The following is a 21,875-nucleotide window of genomic DNA, read 5'->3' on the forward strand; positions in this document are numbered from 1 at the left end:
AACAGCGACCGTCGCAACCGGTCGCCAGGGCGGGTCCTGCAAGACCCGTCTCAGTGAGATGGAGGAACCTCATGCTGTTCAGAACACGACGCCTCGCTGCTGCGAGTGTAGCCGTCACGGCGGCGACCGCGCTGGTCGCCGGATGCACATCCGGGAGCGCGAGCACGTCCGGTGCCAGCGGCGACACGCTGACCCTGTGGACGCACAACGCCGGCAACTCGGTGGAACTCGACGTCGTCAAGAAGATCATCAAGGATTTCAACGGCTCCCAGGACACGTACAAGGTCAAGCTTCAGGCGTTCCCGCAGAGCGACTACAACAACTCGGTCGTGGCGGCCGCCTCCGCCCGCAAGCTGCCCTGCCTCCTCGACGTCGACGGCCCCAATGTGGCGAACTGGGCATGGGGCGGCTACCTGGACCCGATCGACGTCACCGGCAGCGAAGTGCCCGTGCTCAGCCAGTTGCCCAGCACCGTCGGACGCTACGACGACAAGCTCTACGCGTTCGGCTTCTACGACGTCTCGCTGGCCTTCTTCGCCCGCAAGTCGGTACTGGAAGAGCACGGCATCCGTGTCGCCACCATGGACAAGCCCTGGACGAAGGACGAGTTCGACACGGCACTCACCAAGCTGAAGAAGAGCGGCACGTTCGAGTACCCGCTGGAGATGGGCACCGGCGGCACCGGCGAGTGGTGGTCCTACGCCTACTCGCCGCAGCTACAGAGCTTCGGCGGGGACCTGATCGACCGCAGCGACTACAGGAGCGCCTCGGGCACCCTCGACAGCAAGGCCGCCGTGGACTGGGCCACCTGGTTCCAGTCGCTGGTGGCCAAGGACTACATGGCGAAGAAGTCCGGAGCCGACCCCAACAAGGACTTCCTGGCGGGCAAGAGCGCCATCCAGTGGGACGGCAGCTGGAACGCGGCCAAGAACGCCGAGAAGCTCGGCGACGACCTGGCAATCATCCCGCCGGTGGACTTCGAGAACGGGCCGAAGATCGGCGGCGCCTCCTGGCAGTGGGCAATGAGTTCCACCTGCTCCAACAAGGCCGGGGCGCAGGAGTGGCTGAAGTTCTCCCGCCAGACGAAGTACTTCGCCGAATACGCCAAGGCCACCAGTACCATCCCGGCCACCGAGGCCGCCGCGCAGCAGATTGCTGATTACCGGCCGGGCGGCAAGTTCGAGGTGCTCGTCGAGTTTGCGCGCAAGTACGCGATGGCGCGCCCCGCCACACCGGCCTATCCCTACATCTCCACCGAGTTCGAGAAGGCGGCCAAGGACGTCCTGGCCGGCGCCGACCCGCAGCAGGCCCTCGGCCAGGCCGCGAAGGACATCGACAGCAACCTGAAGACGAACAACTACTACTCCGACTGACCCGCCCGGCCCGGCTCGGGCGCAATCACGCCGTCCGAGCCGGACCGATCCTCTGGAGATACCGTGCCCACCATGACCGCAGCCCGCAAGCGGCTGCGTCCGGTCCGGCGAACCCGAACGACCAACGCCCGTCGCCGTGAAAGCCTCACCGCCTTCGGCATGGCCACACCGGCCGTCGCGCTACTGATCGTCTTCCTCGTCATACCGGTCGCTCTGGCCTTCGCTCTGGCGTTCACCGACGCGAGGCTCGTCTCGCCCACCCCGGCCCGCTTCGTGGGCCTGAGGAACTTCACCCTGCTGTTCCAGGACCCGACCTTCTACAGGTCCCTGCGCAACACGGCCTACTTCGCCGCCGTCGTCGTCCCGCTCCAGGGCGGGCTCGCCCTGGTCCTGGCCCTGCTGGTCAACGCCAAGGTACGGGGCGTCAACTTCTTCCGTACCGTGTACTTCCTGCCGGTTGTCACCTCGATGGTCGTCGTGTCCCTCCTGTGGACCTTCCTCTACCGGAAGGACGGTCTGGTCAACCACGTCATCTCCACGCTCACCCTCGGCCAGGTCGATGGACCGGACTGGCTGGGGGACCCGGCCACCGCGATGCCCGCCATCATCCTGATGTCGGTGTGGCAGGGCGTCGGCTTCCACATGATCATTTGGTTGGCCGGCCTGCAGACCATCCCCGCGGAGCTGTACGAGGCCGCCGATCTAGACGGAGCGACCCGCTGGGACCGCTTCCGCCACGTCACCTGGCCAGGACTGCGCGCCACGCGCACGTTCGTGCTCGTCACCATCACGATCGCGGCCTTCAGCCTCTTCACCCAGATCAGGGTCATGACGCAGGGCGGCCCTCTCGACTCCACCACCACCGTCGTCTACCAGGCGGTGCACACCGGCTACGACCAGCAGCAGACCGCCTACGCGGCAGCCATCTCGCTGATCTTCTTCGTGCTCGTACTGAGCGTGTCCCTCGTCCAGCGCTTCCTGACCCGGGAGAAGGACTGACATGACTGCTTTCCTCAAGCACCTCGGCGGTCACACCGGCCGCATCGTCCTGGCTCTGGTCTTCGCGCTCCCGCTCGTCTTCATGCTCGTCTCGTCGTTCAAGCCCGACGACCAGATCTTCGGCGACCTGGATTCCCTGCGTGCCTTCCTGCCCGTGGGCGCCCTGTCGCTGGACAACTACACGGCCGTCTTCGACCGGGTTCCCGCGGCACGGTTCCTGCTGAACTCCGTCCTGATCTCCGCCAGCACGGTGGTGCTCGGCATCGTGATCAACAGCATGGCCGCCTTCGCTCTGTCCCGTATGCGGTGGCCCGGCCGCAAACTCGTCCTGACCGCGGTCATCGCCACCCTCATCGTGCCGTTCGAGACCTTCGCCCTGCCGCTGGTGTGGTGGGTCAACCAACTACCGCTGCTGAGCGTCAACGGCTTCCACCTCCAGTGGAGCACCGGCTGGATGGACACCTACCAGGTGCAGATCCTGCCGTTCGTCGCCAACGCCTTCTCGGTCTTCTTCTTCCACCAGTACTTCCAGAGCATCCCCAAGGAACTGGACGAGGCAGCCATCGTGGACGGCGCCGGCTGGTTCACCATCTACCGCCGCATCGTCATGCCGCTGTCCGGACCGGCCGTCGCCACCGTCGCGATCCTGACCTTCCTGCCGGCCTGGAACTCCTACCTCTGGCCGCTGATGGTCGTGCAGAGCGAGGAACTGCGGCCGGTGATGGTGGGCATCTCCTACTTCTTCCAACTGAACGTCGGATGGGGCCAGATCATGGCGTACTCCTCCATGATCACCGTGCCGATCCTGGCGCTCTTCGTGTCGTTCCAGCGCTCCTTCGTCAACAGCATCGCCTCCAGCGGCGTCAAGGGCTGACCCCGCACAGCGGTAGCACCACCGCTCGTTGCACCTCGCCCCTCGTGACGCCCCTGTGCTCCGCGCACCGTGAGAAAGGCCCCGTGTGTCCACGTCGCCTGTCGACCCCCACCTCCCGGCCCTCCATCTGAGGCCGCCCCGCAACTGGATCAACGACCCCAACGGGCTGGTCTTCCACGACGGCCACTACCACGTGTTCTTCCAGTACAACCCGCACGGCCCTCAGCACTCCAACGTGCACTGGGGCCACTTCCGCAGCCCCGACCTGATCAACTGGGAGCCGCTCCCCGTCGCCCTCACCCCCACCCCCGGCGGTTACGACGCCGACGGCTGCTACTCGGGCAACGCCGTCTCCCTCGATGACCGCATGGTGGCCTTCTACTCCGCCCACCGCAACGACCGCTGGTGGCAGCCGATCACCACCGCGGAGTCGTCCGACAACGGCACCACCTGGACCAAACGTCCGGAACTGCTGATCCCTGAACCGCCCGCCGGCACCACCATGTACCGGGACCCCTACGTCTGGCAGCAGGACGAGCGCTGGCGGATGCTCGTCGGCTCAGCCCTCGACGACGGCCGCGCTGCGGTGCTGCTGTACGAGTCCGGCGACCTGGAACGCTGGACGTACCTCGGCCCCTTCCATACCAGCGAAGCCGCACCCGGCACCGAGCCGGTCGGCTGGGAGTGCCCCCAGTACGCGACCTTCGGCGACCGGAGCATCCTGATCGTCAGCGACTGGACCCCGCAGAACGGCCCCAGCCACACAACCGTCCACACCGGCCACGAGAAGGACGGCCGCTTCACACCGGCTGCTTCCCCCGCGCCGCTGGACCACGGCCCCGACATCTACGCTCCCGCCCTGCTGAAGGCCCCAGGGGAAGACCGATGGCTGATGTGGGGCTGGGCCTGGGAGGCACGCGACGACGGCTGGGCGCACGAAGCCGGCTGGGCAGGCGTACTCACCCTTCCTCGCGAAGTGAGCCTGAAGGCCGACGGCACGGTCGCCCAACGGCCTGCCCGCGAACTGCTGGCCCTGCGTGGCGCGCGTGTGCTGCACCGCACCGGACACGTCACGCAGGCCGAGCCGGCCGAACTCGGTGAGGTGAGCCCTACCTTCGATCTGACCGCCGCACTCGTTCCCGACCTCACAGGTACGAGCGGGCTGCGACTGATCACCTCCGGCGACGGCTCGGAATATCTCGACCTCCGTCTCGATCCCGCGGTCGGGCAACTCACCGTCGACCGCAGTCACGCGTCGCTCGACCCACGAGCCCGGGGAGGCTCATACACACTGCCCTTCCCAGCCATGCAGCGCCCCGGCAGTCCCGTCGAACTCCGCGTGATCGTGGACCGCTCGATAGCCGAGATCTACCTGGCCGACGAACAGGTCCTCACCCTGCGATTCTATCCACTCGGTGAAGGGCCGTGGCGGCTCCAAGCCCGAACGACGGGCACCCTGCGCAGTGAATTCGCGGTCGAAGTCTGGGACCTTGCCCCGGCAGACGCCCTGAGAGTCCCGACCCTTACGGGCCGAGGATGGGCGCCGACCGACTGATTCCCTGCCTGACAGGGCACGCCTGACCGGACCTGCCCACCGCGGTATCCGCCGTTCCTCAGTGCTGCGACCACTTACAACGAGGATCGTCGAGGTATGGGGCCCAGGCAGACATGCGTGAGCCGGCCCGCACCGTCTCCGTCCTCCTGCGCCTACGAAGCAGTGAGTTCTCCCGATCCTCGGACGATCAGCCGGGTGGGGACGGTGGTGGTGCGGGCGCGGGAACGGTCGCCGTCCAGGCGTGCCAGGGCGGTCTCCGCTGCCTTCCGGCCGATCTCTTCGGGGTCCTGGGCCACGACGGTCAGGGCGGGTTCGAGAGATTCGGCGAGTGGCACGTCGTCGAAGGCGACCACGGCGACGTCTTTCCGCTTGGTGCGGGCCAGTTCCGCGACCACTCCCAGCGCGACGATGTTGTTGCCGGCGAACAGAGCGGTGGGGGGACTCGCCAACTCCAGCAGGCGGGAGGTGCAGACAGAGGCGCCGTGCTGGTCGTGGGCGTTGACGACCAGGGAGCGGTCGTGGGGGAGACCGGCTTCCGCCAGGGCCGAGCGGTATCCGGCCAGGCGTTCACGGCGGGTGTAGAGGTTGGTGGGCAGGTCACCGACGAAACCGATGCGACGGTGACCGTGAGCGATCAGGTGTGCGACACCCTCGTGTGCCCCCGCGAGGTTGGAACTGACGACGCTGTCCGTGGTAAGCCCGGCTCCCGGCCGGTCGACGAAGACGACGGGCAGCCCTGTGCTCCGATGGCTCCGCAGGTGGGAGTGGTCGGAGCCGACGGACGGGATCACCATCAGGATGCTGATGCGACGGGCGAGGAACTTGTCGGTCAGTCCCCGTTCGCGTGCGGGTTCGTCCGCGGAGGACCCCATGAGCAGGGTCAGGCCGCGGTCCCGCACGACGTCCTCGATGCCGCCGGCCACCGCTCCGAAGAAGGGGTTCCCGAGGTCGGGCACGACGAGCCCGATGGTCGTGTCGGGTCCTCCGACACGGATGTTGCGGGCCATGAGGTTCGGCTGGAAGCCGAGTTTGGCCACGGCGGCGAGAACCTGTTCCCTAGTCCGGGCCGAGGCGGGTCCGTCCTCGTTGAGCACCCGGGAAACCGTCTTGGCGCTGACGCCTACTTCTCGGGCGACGTCGGCCAGGGTGGGGCGGCGGTTCGCTGCCATGGAGCGGGGGTCTCCCTGTGCTCGTCGGTTCCGGCCGCGGCCTCGGCCGGAACCTGTGAGTGTTTCTTCTGATGTCAGGTGGCCTGGACTCCCGCTGCCTTTGCGGCTTCGGAATCCGCTACGACAGTACCTCCGGCCTCATCGAGGGTCAGCGCGCCGGTCATGATGGCGACGACTTCCGCCATGCTGTGGTCGGAGGGCTTGATCACGGCAGCACGACGGCCCAGTCGGTGGACATGGATCCGGTCGGCGATCTCGAAGACGTGTGGCATGTTGTGGCTGATCAGGACCACGGGCATGCCCTTGTCGCGGACACGGCGGATGAGGTCGAGTACCTGCCCCGACTCCTTGACGCCGAGGGCGGCGGTGGGCTCGTCCATGACGACGACGCTGCGCGCCCAGGCTACGGAACGTGCGACGGCCACGGCTTGCCGCTGTCCGCCGGAGAGGGTCTCGACCGCCTGGGTGAGCGACCGCAGTCCGATCTTGAGGTCGGCCATGTGCTCGGCGGCCTCTTGGCGCATGCGCTTCTTGTCCAGCATGCGGAGAACTCTGCCGAGGATGCCGGGCCGGCGCAGTTCACGTCCCAGGAACATGTTCGAGGCGATGTCCATCGAGGCGGCCACCGCCAGGTCCTGGTAGACGGTCTCGATGCCGTGGGCGCGCGCGCTCTGCGGCCCTGTGAACTGGATGAGTTCGCCGTTGAGGCGGATTTCGCCCGCGTCGGGTGCCACCGCACCGGTGAGGGCCTTGATCAGGCTGGTCTTGCCGGCTCCGTTGTCTCCGATGACCGCGAGGACCTCTCCGGGCATCAGGTCGAAGTCGGCGCCGTCGATGGCGGTGACCTGCCCGTAGCGCTTGACCAGACCGCGGGCCTGGAGAACAGGGGTGGGAGTGGTGGTGGTCATCGGGACTTCCTCCGGGACATCTGGTCGACGGTCACCGCGAGGATCACGAGGATCCCGGTGATCAGGGTCTGGTAGATGGAGGCCACACCCATCAGTTGCAGGCCGTTGCGGAAGACACCGACGATGAGGACACCGATGAAGGTCCCCAGGACCGAACCGCGTCCACCGAAGAGGCTGGTACCGCCGAGGACCACGGCGGTGATGCTGTCGAGGTTCTCGGTCTGTCCTGCCTGCGGGTCGCCCACCCCGGTGCGGGAGATGAGCAGCAGGGCGGCGAGGCCGTACAGCACGCCGGCCACGGTGTAGATGCCGATGGTCAGGCGGGAGGTGCGGATGCCGTTGAGGCGCGCGGCCTCCTGGCTGTTGCCCAGGGCATAGACGTGCCGCCCCCATCCGGTGCTGCTGAGCGCGTAGGCCAGGAGGAGGAAGAGGGCGATGGTGAGCAGCGAGCCGTAGGTGATGTCCGTGTTGCCGAGCGGGAAGGTCTCTCCGAGGGCGGTCAGCGGGCCGGGCAGGCTGGTGACGGTCTGCTCTTCGGAGTAGATGTGGGTCAGGGCGAACGCCACGTTGAGCATGCCGAGCGTCACGATGAACGGCGGCAGTGGGATCTTCTGGACCAGAAGCCCGTTGAGAAGTCCGAAGCCGCCGCAGACGACCAGGCCCATGGTGATGGCGAGGAGCGGGGGCAGGGTGCCTTCGGCCGCCATCTTGGCGATCACGATGCTCCCGAACGCCATCACGGCACCGCACGACAGGTCGATGCCGGCCGTGAGGATGATCAGGGTCTGGCCGATGGCGAGGGTGCCGACGACCATGACCTGCTGCACGATCAGCGAGAGGTTCCCGCCCGTGAGGAACTGGTCCGTCGACAGGGAGAAGAACAGACAGGCGAGGAGGAGAGCGGCCAGAGGGCCGGTGGTCGGCGCGGTGAGGAGTCTGCGGGCCGTGGTCGGCGTTTTGAGCTCGGCGTACGGCGCGGTTGTGGCTGTCATGCGAAGTCCTTGTCGGAAAAGCAGAGGTCCTCGGGGGAGGACGGATGGGGGCGGCCGTCCCCGATCGGGGCAGGGCCGGCCGCCCCGCCAACGGGTTTCGGACGGCGGCTGCTCGGCCGGATGGCGACTCAGCCCCAGCAGTTGTCCAGGCCGTAGACGGTGTCCTTCGACGCGACTCCTGCCTGTGCCTTGTCGGTGACCAGGCTGACGCCGGTGTCGGTGTAACCCGTCGCCTTCTTGCCGTCCTTGGCGTACTTCACGACGGCCCCGACACCTTCGGCGGCCATCTTCAGCGGGTACTGCTGGGAGGTCGCGGCGATCTTGCCGTCCTTGACCGCCTGCGTCCCGGTGCAGCCGCCGTCTACGGAGACGATCAGGACGTCCTTCTCCCTGCCCTTGGCCTTCAGTGCCGTGTACGCGCCGAGCGCGGCCGGCTCGTTGATGGTGTAGACGACGTTGATGCCGGGTGCCTTCTGCAGGCAGTTCTCCATGGCGGTCTGGCCCTTTGCCTGGTCGCCGCCGGTGTCCTGGGAGCAGACGATCGCCGGGTCCTTCTCGCCGATGCCGAAGCCCTTGAGGAAACCGTTGTGCCGCTGGACCCCGACGGCGACGCCCGGCGCCAGGTCGAGGGTGGCGATCTTGGCCGTCCTGCCCTTCATCGAGGCTTTGGCATAGGCGCCGATCATCTCCCCGGCCCGGAGGTTGTCGGTGGCGAAGAGGGCGTCGACCGCGCTCTCGGGGTCGGTCGGGGAGTCCAGGGCGATGACCAGAACCCCCTTGGCGCGGGCCTTCTCAAGGGCGGGCACGATCGCCTTGGAGTCGCTGGGGGTGATCAGGATTCCCTTCACACCTGCGGCGACCATGTTCTCGATCGCGGTGACCTGCCCGGCGTTGTCCCCGTCGAACTTGCCGGCTGAGGTGATGAGTTGTGCACCGCTGTCCTCGGCGGCCTTCTCCGCACCCTCCTTCATCTTCACGAAGAACGGGTTGGTGTCGGTCTTGGTGATCAGACCGACCTTGACGCTGCCCGAGCCGTCGCCCGCGGAATCCGATCCGGATCCGGACCCGCAGGCCGTCAGGGTGAGAGTCGCGATACCCAGGCACGCGGCGGCTCTGATCAGGGAGGGGGTCAGACGAATGGTGCGAGGCATGAACGGCTCCTGCGGGATCGCGTGCGGCTCGGCCGGCATCGAAGCATGCCGTCCCAGGGGTGACTTCAGGGGTGTCATCGTTGACTTATGTCATCGTTGACACTGCTTGCCGAGGATGATGGACTCCGTCTCCCGGGTACGTCAATGCCTTGCCGCTGTTACAAATCGGCAACGCCCCCCGGCCGTCGCTCACCCACAGTCGCCACGCCCGTGTCGCGACGTACTCGGTTCGCCCGTCCGTTCGTCAGAGAAGAGCAGCCCATGAGTCCACGTCAGATCACCGTCCTGGGCGAATGCGTCGCGGACGCGTTCGTCCGGCCCGCAACCGCTCCCCATGAGCTCGACCTGCATGTTCTGCCGGGTGGTGGGCCGGCGAACACGGCCGTGGCCCTGGCGCGCCTGGGCACTCCGTCCGGCTTTGTCGCGCGGCTGTCCGGGGATGTGTTCGGCCGGCTGTTCCGGGCACACCTGGAGGCTTCAGGGGTGGACCTGTCGCACGCTGTCGTGGCGTCGGAGCCGAGCACGCTGGCGGTGGCGGAGCTGGACGCCCAGGGGCAGGCCGTGTATGGCTTCCATGCGCAGGGAACGGCCGACTGGCAGTGGTCGAGCGCCGAACTGGCCGGTGTGGACCTGACCGCCACGGCCTGCCTGCACACGGGTTCGCTCGCTCTGGTCCGGGAGCCCGGGGCGGCGGCGGTGGAGGAGTTCCTGGCAACGGCCTCATCCCGGGCCACCATCAGTATCGATCCCAACGTCCGGCCGCTGCTGGTGCGTCCCGAGACCTATCGCGCGAAACTGCGGCACTGGTGCGACCTCGCGGACATACTGCGGCTGAGCGAGGAAGACCTCAGCTTCCTTCTGCCGGAAACGCCTCTGGAGCAGGCATGCGACGTCTGGCATGCTGCCGGTGCACGGCTCGTCGTGGTCACGCGTGGCACCGATGGTGCTCTTGTTTCGCTGGACGGCGAGCGGGTGCACGTGCCGGCCGTGGCGACGCGGGTCGTCGACACGGTCGGGGCCGGTGACTCCTTCACGGCGGGCCTGCTGCACCATCTGGGTACGCGTGGACTCCTCGGGGGGCGACTGGCCGGCCTCCGCCTGGGCGAGGTGGCGGAAGCCTGTCTGTTCGCCGCCCATGTCGCGGCCCTGACCTGCTCGGTCGCCGGCCCGAACCCTCCTTGGCTGAGCCAGCTGCCGCAGTTCACCGTATGACGGGCGGTCCGGTCGAGCCGGGAAATCGTGCCCCAGCCGTTGACGCGTCGGCCGGAATGCGTTCATCATCGGCCCAACCCCGATGTCATCGCTGACATAAGTCAACGATGACACACTGGTCGACGCGGTCCCCCAGCGTCGGCAGGGGCTCCCTTTTCGCTTTTCGTTCCGTCCGCGTGCCCGTAAGCACCCGGCTACGGAAACGGCCGCAGCCCAGGAGACACCATGACCTCACGACGCGTATCCCGGCACGCCCGCACGCGGATGATCGCCGCGACGGCAACCGTATGCGCCCTGTCCGCCGCGCTGTTGACACCGCAGGCCGTTGCCTCCGGAACCCGGCCGTACACCGAGACCTACCGGCCCCAGTTCCACTACACGCCACAGAAGAACTGGATGAACGACCCCAACGGGCTGGTGTACTACAAGGGCGAGTACCACCTCTTCTACCAGTACAACCCCAACGGCAACTCCTGGGGCGACATGTCCTGGGGGCACGCGGTGAGCACCGACCTCATGCACTGGAAGGAACTGCCGCTCGCCCTTTCCCACGACGACAAGGAGATGGTGTTCTCCGGCAGCGCGGTCATCGACTGGAACAACACCACCGGCTTCGGAACGAAGAAGAACCCGCCCATGGTGGCGATCTACACGAGCTACGACAAGAGCACAGGCACCCAGGCCCAGTCGCTCGCCTACAGCAACGACCGCGGACGTACGTTCACCAAGTACGACGGCAACCCGGTCATCGACATCGGTTCCAAGGAGTTCCGCGACCCCAAGGTCCAGTGGTACGCGCCGACCAAGAGCTGGCTGATGACGGTGTCGCTGTCCACCGAGCACAAGGTGCAGTTCTACTCCTCGAAGAACCTGAAGGACTGGGACCTGCTCAGCGAGTTCGGACCGGCCGGAGCGACAGGCGGCGTATGGGAATGCCCCGACCTGTTTCCTCTCGCGGTCGACGGCGACAAGAAGAACATCAAGTGGGTCCTGGTCGTCAACATCAACCCCGGCGGTATCGCCGGCGGCTCAGGCGCCCAGTACTTCGTCGGTGATTTCGACGGCACGAAGTTCACCGCCGCCGACAACGGCTCCTACACTCCGCCCACCGGCACCGTCATGCAGGACTTCGAGGACCCGGACTTCGGCACATGGACGGCTACCGGCACCGCATTCGGCCAAGGGCCGACGGCCGGCGCGCTGACCGGGCAGGGACCTGTCAGCGGCTTCGACGGCAAGGGCCTCGCCAACAGCTTCCACGCGGGTGACGCGGGCACCGGAACCCTTTCCTCCTCGGCCTTCACAGTCGACAGCCCGTACCTGAACTTCAAGATCGCCGGCGGACGACACCCCCACCAGGCGGGAACCGTGCAGGAACGGGGACCAGTGCCGGAGGGGACGACCCTCGCCGACTTCGAAGGCGGAACCTACGGCAACTGGACGGCCACGGGCGACGCCTTCGGAACCGCACCGGCCACCGGCAGCCACGCCGGCCAGCAGGAAGTCACGGGCTTTCTCGACAGTGGTCTGGCCAACTCCTTCCTGAACGGCGACGCCACGACCGGCAGCCTCACCTCGCCGGAATTCACCATCGACAAGAACTACGTCAACTTCCTCGTCGGCGGCGGCAACCATCCCGCAAGTCAGGCTGAGCCCACCGCCGTTGAACTCCTCGTCGACGGCAAGCTGGTACGCAGCGCCACCGGACACGACGGCGAAGCCCTCAACTGGGATTCATGGGACGTCCGCGAACTCATCGGCAAGAAGGCGCAGATCAAGATCGTCGACGAGAACACCAGCGGCTGGGGCCACATCAACGTCGACCACATCGTGCTCTCCGACACCCAGGCCCAGCCCATTTCACGCGAGACGGCCGTCAACCTGGTCGTCGACGGCAAGGTCGTCGGCAGCGCAACCGGCTCCAACAGCGAGACGCTGGACTGGGCCTCCATCGACATGCGCCCCTACGCAGGCAAGAAGGCGCAGATACAGATCGTCGACATGAACACCGGCGGCTGGGGCCAGGTCATGGCCGACCAGTTCACCGCCGCAGCAGCGCCCGCCAGGTCCGCCCTGCAGCGTGCCGACTGGGCCGACTACGGCAAGGACTACTACGCGGCCGTGTCCTGGGAGGACGCACCAGGCGACAAGCGGCACATGATCGGCTGGATGAACAACTGGGACTACAGCGGCTCCATCCCGACCTCCCCCTGGCGCAGCGCGCAGAGCATCCCCCGCCAGATGGCCCTGCGTACCGTGGACGGCGAGATCAAGCTGACCAGCGAACCGGTGAAGAGCCTGAACTCCCTGCGCGAGGGCCGCCCGGCGGCCTCGGCCGGCACCACCGTGACCAGCGCGTCACGGCCCCTTGGACACGGCGCCTCCAGGGGCAAGGCCCTCGACATCGAGGCGACCTTCTCCCTCAAGGACGCCGAACGGTTCGGCATCAAGGTGCGCACCGGCGCCAACGGAGAGGAGACCGTCATCGGATACGACACCACGACGCAGGAGCTGTACGTCGACCGGACCCGATCCGGCACCGTGGACTTCAGCGACACCTTCTCCGGCGTCCAGCGCGCACCCCTGCACGCCGTGAACGGCAAGGTGAAGCTGCGGATCGTCGTCGACTGGTCATCCGTCGAGGTCTTCGGCGGCAGCGGCGAAGCGGTGATCACGGACCAGATCTTCCCCGATCCCTCCAGTCAGGGAGTGGAGGTCTTCGCCGAGAACGGCTCGGTGAAGCTGGACCACGCCCGCGTCTGGCACCTCAAGTCCTCTCGGAAGTGACGTGAGTGATCCCCGACCGCGAAGGGACGGACGTGAAGAAGACCCTGCTCGCCGAGTTCACCGCCTGTGAAGGAGCGGAAGACGAGGTTGCACACCTCCTGCGGGAGTACGCACAGACGGTGCGCAAGGAGGTCGGCAACCTGTCCTTCGAGGTCTACACCAAGGCATCAAGTCCTCGTGCCTACCTCATCTTCGAGACCTATCGGGACGAGGCCGCCTTCCAGAGCCACCTCACGACTCAGTACGCCGACCCTTTCAACACAGCCCTCGTCCCGCTGATCGAGGAGGCCGCCTCTCGCCTGACCTTTCTCTACGCCGAGTCCTGACGACATACGGCATGTTGTCCCGCGGACTGCGACGCGAACCCGGTCCTCACGCCTCCATAGGTCGGGATCCGCGGGAATGCTCGCCTGTGGGTGCTGAGGTCTCGGGCCACCTGGGCGACGGGACGGCCGGAGTCCTGTACCTACGGATGTCTCCTCGCGGGGTCCGCCGCCCACCCGTCCAGTCAGCCGCTGCGTCGGAGAGCGCGCAGGGCTGCCCAGTGGCCTAGGCGTTCGCTGATCTGGGCTTCGTAGCCGTTGTGGGTGGGCCGGTAGTACGTCTCGGGGTCCATGCCGTCGGGGAAGTAGTCGGCGCCGGAGAAGCCGTCGGTGGTGTCGGGGTCGTACTGGTAGTCCTTGCCGTAGCCGAGGTCCTTCATCAGCCGGGTCGGGGCGTTGAGGATGTGGGCGGGCGGCACGAGTGAGCCGGTGCGGCGGGCAGATCGGCGGGCCGCGTCGAAGCCCCGGTGGACGGCGATGGACTTGGGGGCCGTGGCGAGGTACACAACGGCCTGGGCAATCGCCAACTCCCCCTCGGGGGAGCCGAGTCGCTCGTACACGTCCCAAGCGGCGAGGGCCTGCTGGACGGCGTGCGGGTCGGCGATGCCGATGTCTTCGACTCCGAAACGGACCAGGCGGCGGGCCACGAACAGGGGGTCCTCGCCGCCGTCGAGCATGCGGGCGAGCCAGTACAGGGCCGCGTCCGGGTCGGAGCCACGCATCGACTTGTGGAGCGCGGAGATCAGGTTGTAGTGGCGCTCCTGCGCCTTGTCGTACAGCGGGGCGCGCTGCTGGATGCGGCGCGCGAGCGCGGCGGTGTCCAGGGGGGTGCCGGGGTCCGGGAGTGCCTGGAGCTGCTCGGCCATGTTGAGGAGGTAGCGGCCGTCGCCGTCGGCCATGGCGATCAGGGCGCGGCGGGCGTCGTCGTCCAGGGGCACCCGATGGCCGGTGAGGTCCTCGGCGCGTTCGAGGAGTGCGGACAAGGCGGCTTCGTCGAGGCGTCTGAGGACGAGGACCTGGGTGCGGGAGAGGAGGGCGCCGTTGAGTTCGAAGCTCGGGTTCTCCGTGGTGGCGCCGACCAGGGTGATCGTGCCGTCCTCGACGTAGGGCAGGAAGCTGTCCTGCTGGGCGCGGTTGAAGCGGTGGATCTCGTCGACGAACAGCAGGGTGCCCTGGCCGATGGCGCGCCGGCTGCGGGCGGCGGCGAAGACCTTGCGCAGGTCGGCCACGCCGGAGAAGGTGGCCGACACCGGTTCGAAGACCAGGTTGCTGCCGTCCGCGAGGAGGCGGGCGATGGTCGTCTTCCCCACGCCGGGCGGGCCCCACAGGATGGCGGAGCCGAGGCGCTGCGACGCGACCATGCGCCCCAGCGGGGCGTCCGGGGCCAGGAGGTGGTCCTGCCCGACGACGTCTTCGAGTCGGGTGGGACGCAGGCGGTCGGCGAGTGGCCGGGCGGGCTCCTCGTCGAAGAGCGGCAGGGTCGCTTCGGTCGGTTCCATCGGTCTCTCAGATCGCAGACGGAGGTGTACGGGCGGACGTGTGCGGGCGTGTCGAGCCTCGCACGGGGCGCTCACAGGCGCGGGCTCAGCGGCTCGTGGGCGCGCTTGCGGCGCTCATCGGGTACGGGGGCGGTCGCGTCGCGGCAGTCGCTCGACGGCCAGGTCGTAGGAATCCTCGACTGCGTCGGTGACCAGCCGCTCGGTCATGCCGGGGCCCGGTCCGAGCGAGATCCAGTGCCGTTTGTCGAGGTAGCGGCCCGGTGTGATCGAGGCATGGCCGTGCATGTGCGCGCGGGCGTGTTCGGGTTCACACCTCACCGTGATGATCTGCTCGTCCGGATCGTCGGTGACGATCAGGAACACCTTGCCCGCGACCTTGTACACGTCCAGCCCTGGGGTGAAGGGGTATCCGTGGCTGACGTCGGGGAGGACCAGGGCCGCCTGGCGGGCGATGTCCTGGAGCCGGTCACCGGCCGCGCTCACCGGGCCGCCCGCGTGCGGCTGCCGTAGGTGTGCGGGTCGACAGGCCGCTCGGCCCTGGGCAGGTGAGCGACCACGAGCCGGTAGGACTCGGTGACGAGCTCCCCGACAAACTCCTTGTCGACGCCGTCCCCGCTCTCCAGCGTGATCCAGTGCGTCTTGTTCATGTGGTAGCCGGGGGTGATGCGGCTGTACTGCTCCCGCAGGGCGTGGGCCTCATCGGGGTCCGCCTTGAGGATCACGACGGGGCGCCCCGGGACTTCGGTCATCAGCATGAACACCTTGCCGCGCACCTTGAAGACCTCCCAGTCGTCGCCGAAGGGATGCTCCAGCCGGGCGCCGGGAAGCTCCTCGGCGCAGTCGGCGGCGGTCTTGTGCAGGGTCGTTCCGTTCATGAACGTTTCCTTCCTCAGGTGAGCGCGGGCTGGGAACCCCATGACGCGAGTGGCGCGCCGAGCGGTTGTGGCGGCACCACCTCCCACTCTCTCCCCGAAACCGACATAAGGCGCAGTAGAGTGCGGACACGTGATGGTCGACAAGCGACACCCCAGCCCGAGCGGACAGGCGGGACAGGCCGCGGTCCCGTTGTACGGTTTCCAGCCCCCGGTCGGCACTCCGTACGGCCTTGAAGTGAGTACCGTCGAGGATTTCTTCGTCCAGCACGACGACTGGCCGTGGAACCCACCCCGTCCGGGCCGTGCCACCTTTCACTACCTCATCGCCGTCACCGAGGGCGAGTTGCGGCACGACGTCGACCACGTCACGCGGACCGTCGCCTCCGGCCAGTGGCTGTGGGTGCGCCCGGGGCACGCACTGTGCTGGCATCCGCCCGGCGCCGCCCGCGGCCCGTTCATCCTGTTCGAACCGGATGTACTGCGGCCCGACATCGCCCGCCTGCTGGCCCCGCTCACCGCACACGAGGCTCCTGCCGTGCTGAGTCCGCACCCCGACGACGCCGCCTGGCTCCAGCAGACGGCACTCCAGCTCCTGGACGAACACCGCGCACTGGGACGCCGGCCTCTCGGTGTTCACCACGCCCTGCGGCGCAGCCTGCTCGAATCGCTGCTGCTGCGCCTGGCCAACGCCCCCGGGATCACCCCCGCCGACACGGGTGCCGGCACGAGCCGTGGTGACACCTACAGAGGATTCACGGACGCCCTGGAGCTGCACTTCCGCGAACTGCACCGGGCCTCGGATTACTCCGAGTTGCTCGGCTGCTCGGTCCGTACTCTCAGCCGTGCCGCGCGGGGGGCCACGGGGAAGGGGGTGCGTGAGCTCATCGACGAGCGGCGCCTGCTCGAAGCCCGGCGCCTGCTGGGAAGCGCCCGATGGGACGCCCGGTCCGTGGCCGTCCACCTCGGCTTCACCGATCCCGCGAACTTCGGCCGGTTCTTCCGCGACCGCACCGGTCTCACCCCGGCCGCCTTCGCGGCCCGCGAAGTGACCGACGCATGAGGGAGACGCGGCGCGGTCCCGGTTGCCCGCGTCTCAGTCGTCCAGGACGACGACGTGGCGGACGTTCACTGCTCAGCTCCCGGTTACGGAAGAGGAGTGCCTCCAGTGGCGTTGAGGACCTCGGCGGTGATGTAACTCGCCTGCGGGGAGGCGAGGAAGACGTAACAGGGGGCCATTTCCGCCGGCTGGGCGGGGCGGCCCAGAGGAGATTGCTTACCGAATTCGGCCGTGTCGGGCAGGGTCGCGGGAATCAGAGGTGTCCAGACCGGGCCAGGTGCTACCGCGTTGACCCGGATGCCGTCCTTGGCCACCATTTGCGCGAGGCCCTGGGTGAAGGTCACGATCGCGCCCTTGGTCATCGCGTAGTCCAGCAGGTGCGGGCTGGGCTTGTACGCCTGGACCGAAGCGGAGTTGATGATGCACCCGCCCTTGGGCATGTGGGGCAGTGCCAGCTTGGACAGCCAGAACATGCCGTAGAGATTCGTGCGGACCACCCGGTCGAACTGTTCCGTGGAGATGGCGCCGATCCCATCGGGCTGGGACATCTGGTAGGCGGCGTTGTTGACGAGGATGTCGATGCGCTCGAACTCGGCCACCGCTCGTTCGATGAGCCCTGTGCACTGCGGTTCTTCGCGGATGTCGCATACGACCGGTACGGCCCGTCGCCCTGCATCCTCGATCAGTCGTACGGTTTCGTGTGCGTCCTCCCCTTCCGATTCCAGGTGGCTGAACAATACGTCGGCGCCCTCACGCGCGTAGGCGAGTGCGACCGCGCGCCCGATACCAGAGTCTCCACCGGTCACCACAGCCTTGCGACCGGTGAGGAGGCCGTGGCCTTGGTAGGACTCTTCACCGTGGTCCGGCGGCGGGTCCATGGCTCCGGTCCAGCCGGGAACTGACTGCTCCTGCTGGGGAAATTCCGGTTGCGGATGCTTGGTCACGGGGTCGTGCGGTCCTTGCTCGCTGGCTGCCATCGTTCGCCTCCTGATTCGGGAAGTGAGGCCATACCTGTTCCCGAAACGGAGCGACCAAATCCAGTTGGCTTTCACTGCGTGGGCCATCCAGGGGAAGGCGGCAGAGGCAGGTGTAGACCAAACCCGGTTCAACCACGGCTACGCCGTGACCGTGCCGCGGCGTTGCCGGGATGCCCTGCAAGTCCTTCAGGTACACCGCGACCGGCTCGACAACGGTGCCGGATGGATCAAACAGCCGGTACGGCTTCCACATATCGCCGCTCTCCCGGAACGACCCGACCCGCAGCACGACCAACGACCCCAGATCCCGACCCTGCCCATCTCTCTCGATCACGAGCCGGGACCGTAGCCAGTCGCTTCACAGGTTGTCCGCTGAACTGCGCAAACTCGCCCAGTAGTTCGGTCAACAGGTAAACACGCTGCTGATGCAGGAAGTCCTGGCCGACCCGAAGTGGGCGGACAAGCTCACCGACGCGGACCGAAGCGCGCTGTCGCCGCTGTTCTGGACCCACGTGAATCCGTACGGCCGGCTCGAGCTGGACATGAACCGCCGCCTGGACCTGGTCGAGGTGTCGGCCGTGCCCAGCCCGCGCAGTCCGCCAGAGGGCGCAGCCTCGGCCCCCGCGTGACATCGACCTGCAGGCCGCCCAGCCCTCCGACGCGACTCCAGTTCCCACGAGCCGCCTAATAGTTTATTTAGACTGATAGAGTTCGACTATGCCACGTCGCGCTCTCGACAACCCGATTGTTCTGGCAGTGCTGGGTCTCCTGCTCGAACAGCCCTCGCACCCGCACCAGATGCTTGCCGAACTGCGAAAACGCAGCGACAACCACGCAGCTGCGATAACGCGAGGGACGCTCTACAACACCGTTGCCGCCCTGGCCGAAGCGGGATGGCTTGCCTCGCAAGGCCAGCAGCGCTCGGGAAACCGTCCGGAGAGGACCGTCTACGCCCTCACGGAAGAGGGCCGCGACGAACTCGTACGACGGCTGAACTCCCAGATCCGCAACCCACAGCGCGAGTTCTCGCAATTCCTGGGTGCAGTCACCTATCTTGGCGCCCTTGGGATGAGCGGCGCGGTGGAGGCCCTGGCCGAGCGTGCCCGACGCCTCCAGCAGCGCACGGCCGCCGATGAAGAACGCCTCGGGGAGGCCCTGGCGGCCGGCGTGCCCCGCCTGCACGTCATCGAAGCTGAATACGCGTTGTGCCTCGCCCGCGCCGAGATGGCATGGATCGCCTCGGTCATTGATGACCTCCGCACCGGCGAACTGACGTGGCCGACCGATGCGGCGACGACCTCAACACCCCCTGAAACGCCGAACCGAAAGGGATCGAACGCGTGACACTGACAGCGCATGACGGCATGCTCTTCGGGATCTACCCGGGCGGAGTCGCCGGTGACGACACCGGGGGCCTGGCCAGCGGCCTGCCCGATGACCCGGCCCTCGTGTCGAGTGCACTCGACCGCCTCCAGGGCCGACCAGGCCGCCCGTTCTTGGTACGCGCCTACCTACGCTTCGACGATGCCACCCGCCTCGGCGAACCACACGTGACCGCGGCGCCGGCCGCTGCAGCCCAATACGCCATCCGGGGGCGCCGTCTGGACCTGGTGGCGCAGTACCAGTCCGCAGCCGGGGACGTCGACGGCTACTGCGATTTCCTGCGCGAGCTGGTCGAGCAGTACGGCGCGGTCACGAGCGCATTGCAAGTAACGGAAGAGCCCAACGTCACGTCGAACCCGACGCTGGACGGCTACTACCCGGCGGTGCGCGAGGCGATCGTCCGTGGGGTTTCCGTCGTCAAAGCGCGAGCACGTGAACTCGGGTACACAGACCTACGGGTCGGGTTCAACACCACTCCCCTCTTCGGGCCAGCAACCTCCTTCCTCACTGATCTGACCGACCTCGGGGGAGGAGACTTCATCACCGATCTGGACTACGTGGGCCTGGACTTCTTTCCCGACGTCTTCCAGCCCGTTGCCGCATCCGCCCTCGCACGCGCCGTCGAGGGGCTGCTGCGTCATCACCGTGACTCGGTGCTGGCACCGTCCGGCTTGGGGCATCTACCGCTGCACATCACCGAGCACGGTTGGCCTACCGGACCCGAACGCCACCCGCAGCGGCAGGCTGACGTCGTCGAGACCGTGGTGAATGTGGTTGCCGCCCAATCGAAGCAACTCCACCTGAGCGGTTACACGCATTTTGCGCTGCGAGACACCGACAGCGCCCAAACGGGACTGTTTCATCAGTTCGGGCTCACCGCCGATGACTACTCTCCCAAGCCTGCCTTCGACACCATGAAGATGCTTGTCGAACGCTTCAGTGTCTGAAGGGAACGATGAGTGGGGGCTGGCTGCCCCGGGATCGCAGCCTGCCCACTCCCACAAACGATCCGCACGAGGTGCTCCTCGCCAAGCTGCGCGGTGCGAACGCCCTGGACTTCTCCCGGGCAGCGGTCGACGGCTCCCACATACGGGCGTTAAAGGGGGGCTCCAAGTCTGGACGAAGCCCTGTTGACCGGGGCAGGACGGGCAGCAAGCATCACCTAATCACCGACGCCACTGGCATCCCGCTCGCCGCCGCCTGACCGGCGGCAACCGCAACGACGTCACCCAACTGATCCCGCTCCTCCAACCCGTGCGCCGGTACGCGGCAAGCGCGGCCGGCCCGGCGCCGCCCGGGCGTGGCCCTGGGCGACCGCGGCTACGACCACGGCCAAATACCGCCGCCTGGCCTGCGAGCTCGGTGTGAAGCCGCTGATCGCCCGCCGCGGCACCGAGTACGGCTCGGGCCTGGGCACCCAACGCCGGTTCGTGGAGCGCGCGTTCGCCTATCTGTACTGGTTCCGCCGCCTGCGGATCCACTGGGAGATCCGCGAGGACATCCACGAAGCCTTCCTCACCCTTGGATGCGTACTCATCTGCTGGCGGCGCCTGCCCTCACTTTGAGGCGGACTGGATGGTGGCGGTGCAGTCGGCTTCCTGGGCGGCCATGAGCTCATCGCCGTGCTCGAAGGCCCATGCTCCGACAGCGTCGATGGGTGCCAGCAAAGTCCGCCCCAGGGCGGTGAGTTGGTACTCGACGCGCGGTGGCGCTCCGGGGTGTGCCTGCCGGTCCACCAGCCCGTTGGACTGCAAGCGTCGCAGCGTCTGGGTGAGGACCTTGGAGCTGATTCCCCCGATCTGTCGGCGTAGTTCGACCGGGCGTCTGGGACCGTCGCGCAGTGCCCAGAGCACGACGGCGTTCCAGGTGTTGGCGAGGAGGTCGAAGGCCAGACGGGCACGGCAGTCGGCGAGGAAAGTGTCGGTCGTCACGTACCAAATGGTGCCCGATGGGCCCTCTAGCGTCGTTGTGAACGGTCCAAGCAGGTCCTGGGAGGGAACGCGTGATGAGAATCGGCGTACTGGGCACGGGCAACATGGCGGACGCGCTCGCCACCCACTGGGTGCGGGCCGGGCACGACGTGGTCATCGGCGGACGGGACGTGCACAGGGCGGAGCGGCTCGCGACGCGCCTCGGGGGCAGCGCAAAGCCTGCCAGTCTGCGTGCGGCGGCCGAGTTCGGTCAGGTGGTGCTGGCCGCGCTGCCCTTCGGCGCGGGGACGAGTGTGGCACGGGAACTGCGGGCGGTCCTGGACGGCAAGGTGCTGATCGACTGTTCCAATCCGGTCGGTCCGGGCTTTCTGCTGCTGACACAGAGCGGCCTCTCGGCCGCACAGCAACTGGCCGCGGCGGCCCCGGGAACTCATGTGGTCAAGGCGTTCAATCTCTGCCACGAGGACGTGTGGCGCATGTCGCCGCCCATTTTCGACGGGCGGCCACTTGCAGTTCCGGTTTGCGGAGACGACGAAACGGCCCTCGCGCTTGTACACCAGTTGGTGCGGCATGTCGGCTGCGAACCCGTGGCCGGCGGCGGTCTCGAACGAGCCGGACTCCTGGAAGCGACCGCCGCGCTCTTCATCGGGCTATGGGTCGGCGAGGGAGCCGATGCCCAAGCAATCGCACCCCCGCTGGCCTACGCCGCCGGACCGAGACACGAGGAATCAGAAGAGACCGAGAGGGCTTGTCGTTAGGCGCTCTTAGGTTAGGCCGTGTATCGAAAGTGGATCTTGAGTTGTGCATGAT

At 67.4% G+C, this 21,875-nt stretch carries 21 protein-coding genes and 1 pseudogene; 13 read left to right on the forward strand and 9 right to left on the reverse strand.

Annotation, left to right across the window (positions count from 1 at the left end; genetic code table 11):
• The first annotated feature begins 71 nt into the window (after window positions 1-71).
• From ABZS61_RS32160 to ABZS61_RS32175, 4 genes are all read left to right on the forward strand, one after another.
• The gene (locus ABZS61_RS32160; protein ID WP_356429162.1) at window positions 72-1,373 is read left to right on the forward strand and encodes a sugar ABC transporter substrate-binding protein; all 1,302 of its coding nucleotides are present in this window, start codon (window positions 72-74) and stop codon (window positions 1,371-1,373) included.
• Window positions 1,374-1,445: 72 nt separating this feature from the next.
• Window positions 1,446-2,372 carry a sugar ABC transporter permease gene (locus ABZS61_RS32165; protein WP_356429165.1) on the forward strand — a complete coding sequence of 309 codons (927 nt, stop codon included), beginning with the start codon at window positions 1,446-1,448 and terminating at the stop codon, window positions 2,370-2,372.
• 1 nt (window position 2,373) lies between these two features.
• Window positions 2,374-3,246: a carbohydrate ABC transporter permease gene (locus tag ABZS61_RS32170; protein WP_356429167.1), complete on the forward strand. Its 873-nt coding sequence runs from the start codon at window positions 2,374-2,376 to the stop codon at window positions 3,244-3,246.
• An 85-nt stretch (window positions 3,247-3,331) separates the two neighbouring features.
• Window positions 3,332-4,801, forward strand: a complete 1,470-nt coding sequence (locus tag ABZS61_RS32175; protein ID WP_356429170.1) for a glycoside hydrolase family 32 protein — start codon at window positions 3,332-3,334, stop codon at window positions 4,799-4,801.
• A 152-nt stretch (window positions 4,802-4,953) separates the two neighbouring features.
• On the opposite strand, the gene ABZS61_RS32180 is transcribed toward ABZS61_RS32175, so the two are convergent.
• The 4 genes from ABZS61_RS32180 to ABZS61_RS32195 all read right to left on the reverse strand — a co-directional run bounded on the left by ABZS61_RS32180 (window position 4,954) and on the right by ABZS61_RS32195 (window position 9,021).
• Window positions 4,954-5,970, reverse strand: a complete 1,017-nt coding sequence (locus ABZS61_RS32180; RefSeq protein ID WP_356429172.1) for a LacI family DNA-binding transcriptional regulator — start codon at window positions 5,968-5,970, stop codon at window positions 4,954-4,956.
• 74 nt (window positions 5,971-6,044) lie between these two features.
• Window positions 6,045-6,878: an ATP-binding cassette domain-containing protein gene (locus ABZS61_RS32185; protein ID WP_356429175.1), complete on the reverse strand. Its 834-nt coding sequence runs from the start codon at window positions 6,876-6,878 to the stop codon at window positions 6,045-6,047.
• Window positions 6,875-7,870: an ABC transporter permease gene (locus ABZS61_RS32190; RefSeq protein ID WP_356429178.1), complete on the reverse strand. Its 996-nt coding sequence runs from the start codon at window positions 7,868-7,870 to the stop codon at window positions 6,875-6,877. The genes ABZS61_RS32185 and ABZS61_RS32190 overlap by 4 nt, the downstream gene beginning before the upstream one ends.
• Window positions 7,871-7,998: 128 nt before the next feature.
• Window positions 7,999-9,021: a sugar ABC transporter substrate-binding protein gene (locus tag ABZS61_RS32195; RefSeq protein WP_356429180.1), complete on the reverse strand. Its 1,023-nt coding sequence runs from the start codon at window positions 9,019-9,021 to the stop codon at window positions 7,999-8,001.
• A gap of 261 nt (window positions 9,022-9,282) precedes the next feature.
• Here ABZS61_RS32195 and ABZS61_RS32200 point away from each other — a divergent pair, with 261 nt between their 5' ends.
• The 3 genes from ABZS61_RS32200 (at window position 9,283) to ABZS61_RS32210 (ending at window position 13,346) form a co-directional block, all read left to right on the forward strand.
• Window positions 9,283-10,233: a carbohydrate kinase gene (locus ABZS61_RS32200; RefSeq protein ID WP_356429183.1), complete on the forward strand. Its 951-nt coding sequence runs from the start codon at window positions 9,283-9,285 to the stop codon at window positions 10,231-10,233.
• A 225-nt stretch (window positions 10,234-10,458) separates the two neighbouring features.
• Entirely contained in the window at window positions 10,459-13,020 is a 2,562-nt protein-coding gene (locus ABZS61_RS32205; RefSeq protein ID WP_356429186.1) for a GH32 C-terminal domain-containing protein, read from the forward strand.
• A 32-nt stretch (window positions 13,021-13,052) separates the two neighbouring features.
• Window positions 13,053-13,346 carry an antibiotic biosynthesis monooxygenase gene (locus tag ABZS61_RS32210; protein ID WP_356429189.1) on the forward strand — a complete coding sequence of 98 codons (294 nt, stop codon included), beginning with the start codon at window positions 13,053-13,055 and terminating at the stop codon, window positions 13,344-13,346.
• Between the two features lie 182 nt (window positions 13,347-13,528).
• Here ABZS61_RS32210 and ABZS61_RS32215 read toward each other — a convergent pair whose 3' ends face one another.
• The 3 genes from ABZS61_RS32215 to ABZS61_RS32225 form a co-directional block, all read right to left on the reverse strand.
• The gene (locus ABZS61_RS32215; RefSeq protein WP_356429192.1) at window positions 13,529-14,842 is read right to left on the reverse strand and encodes a replication-associated recombination protein A; all 1,314 of its coding nucleotides are present in this window, start codon (window positions 14,840-14,842) and stop codon (window positions 13,529-13,531) included.
• Window positions 14,843-14,956: 114 nt separating this feature from the next.
• The gene (locus ABZS61_RS32220) at window positions 14,957-15,325 is read right to left on the reverse strand and encodes an MmcQ/YjbR family DNA-binding protein (RefSeq protein WP_356429195.1); all 369 of its coding nucleotides are present in this window, start codon (window positions 15,323-15,325) and stop codon (window positions 14,957-14,959) included.
• Window positions 15,322-15,717 carry an MmcQ/YjbR family DNA-binding protein gene (locus ABZS61_RS32225; RefSeq protein WP_356429198.1) on the reverse strand — a complete coding sequence of 132 codons (396 nt, stop codon included), beginning with the start codon at window positions 15,715-15,717 and terminating at the stop codon, window positions 15,322-15,324. Before ABZS61_RS32225 ends, ABZS61_RS32220 begins: the two co-directional genes overlap by 4 nt.
• Before the next feature lie 235 nt (window positions 15,718-15,952).
• Between ABZS61_RS32225 and ABZS61_RS32230 the strand changes: the two genes are divergently transcribed.
• A complete protein-coding gene (locus tag ABZS61_RS32230; protein WP_356429201.1) occupies window positions 15,953-16,777 on the forward strand; it encodes an AraC family transcriptional regulator in 825 nt (274 codons plus the stop codon).
• Window positions 16,778-16,860: 83 nt separating this feature from the next.
• Here the strand turns inward: ABZS61_RS32230 and ABZS61_RS32235 are convergent, their stop codons facing one another.
• Entirely contained in the window at window positions 16,861-17,751 is an 891-nt protein-coding gene (locus ABZS61_RS32235; protein ID WP_356429204.1) for an SDR family oxidoreductase, read from the reverse strand.
• 422 nt (window positions 17,752-18,173) lie between these two features.
• Between ABZS61_RS32235 and ABZS61_RS32240 the strand changes: the two genes are divergently transcribed.
• The 4 genes and pseudogenes from ABZS61_RS32240 to ABZS61_RS32255 form a co-directional block, all read left to right on the forward strand.
• Window positions 18,174-18,380: a Tn3 family transposase gene (locus ABZS61_RS32240; protein WP_356429233.1), complete on the forward strand. Its 207-nt coding sequence runs from the start codon at window positions 18,174-18,176 to the stop codon at window positions 18,378-18,380.
• A gap of 88 nt (window positions 18,381-18,468) precedes the next feature.
• Complete coding sequence (locus ABZS61_RS32245) at window positions 18,469-19,095, forward strand: PadR family transcriptional regulator (RefSeq protein WP_356429206.1); 627 nt, start codon at window positions 18,469-18,471, stop codon at window positions 19,093-19,095.
• A 20-nt stretch (window positions 19,096-19,115) separates the two neighbouring features.
• Window positions 19,116-20,081 carry a hypothetical protein gene (locus ABZS61_RS32250; protein ID WP_356429236.1) on the forward strand — a complete coding sequence of 322 codons (966 nt, stop codon included), beginning with the start codon at window positions 19,116-19,118 and terminating at the stop codon, window positions 20,079-20,081.
• Window positions 20,082-20,146: 65 nt separating this feature from the next.
• Window positions 20,147-20,699 (forward strand): annotated as a pseudogene (locus ABZS61_RS32255) (IS5 family transposase); the annotation flags it as partial.
• Here the strand turns inward: ABZS61_RS32255 and ABZS61_RS32260 are convergent.
• Entirely contained in the window at window positions 20,691-21,065 is a 375-nt protein-coding gene (locus ABZS61_RS32260) for a helix-turn-helix domain-containing protein (RefSeq protein ID WP_356429209.1), read from the reverse strand. The pseudogene ABZS61_RS32255 and the gene ABZS61_RS32260 overlap by 9 nt on opposite strands.
• Before the next feature lie 74 nt (window positions 21,066-21,139).
• Here ABZS61_RS32260 and ABZS61_RS32265 point away from each other — a divergent pair, with 74 nt between their 5' ends.
• Window positions 21,140-21,823: an NAD(P)-binding domain-containing protein gene (locus tag ABZS61_RS32265; protein ID WP_356429212.1), complete on the forward strand. Its 684-nt coding sequence runs from the start codon at window positions 21,140-21,142 to the stop codon at window positions 21,821-21,823.
• Window positions 21,824-21,875 lie beyond the last annotated feature (52 nt).

Origin of the sequence: Streptomyces sp. NPDC005566 (assembly GCF_040605575.1) — a bacterium.
Lineage (GTDB): Bacteria > Actinomycetota > Actinomycetes > Streptomycetales > Streptomycetaceae > Streptomyces.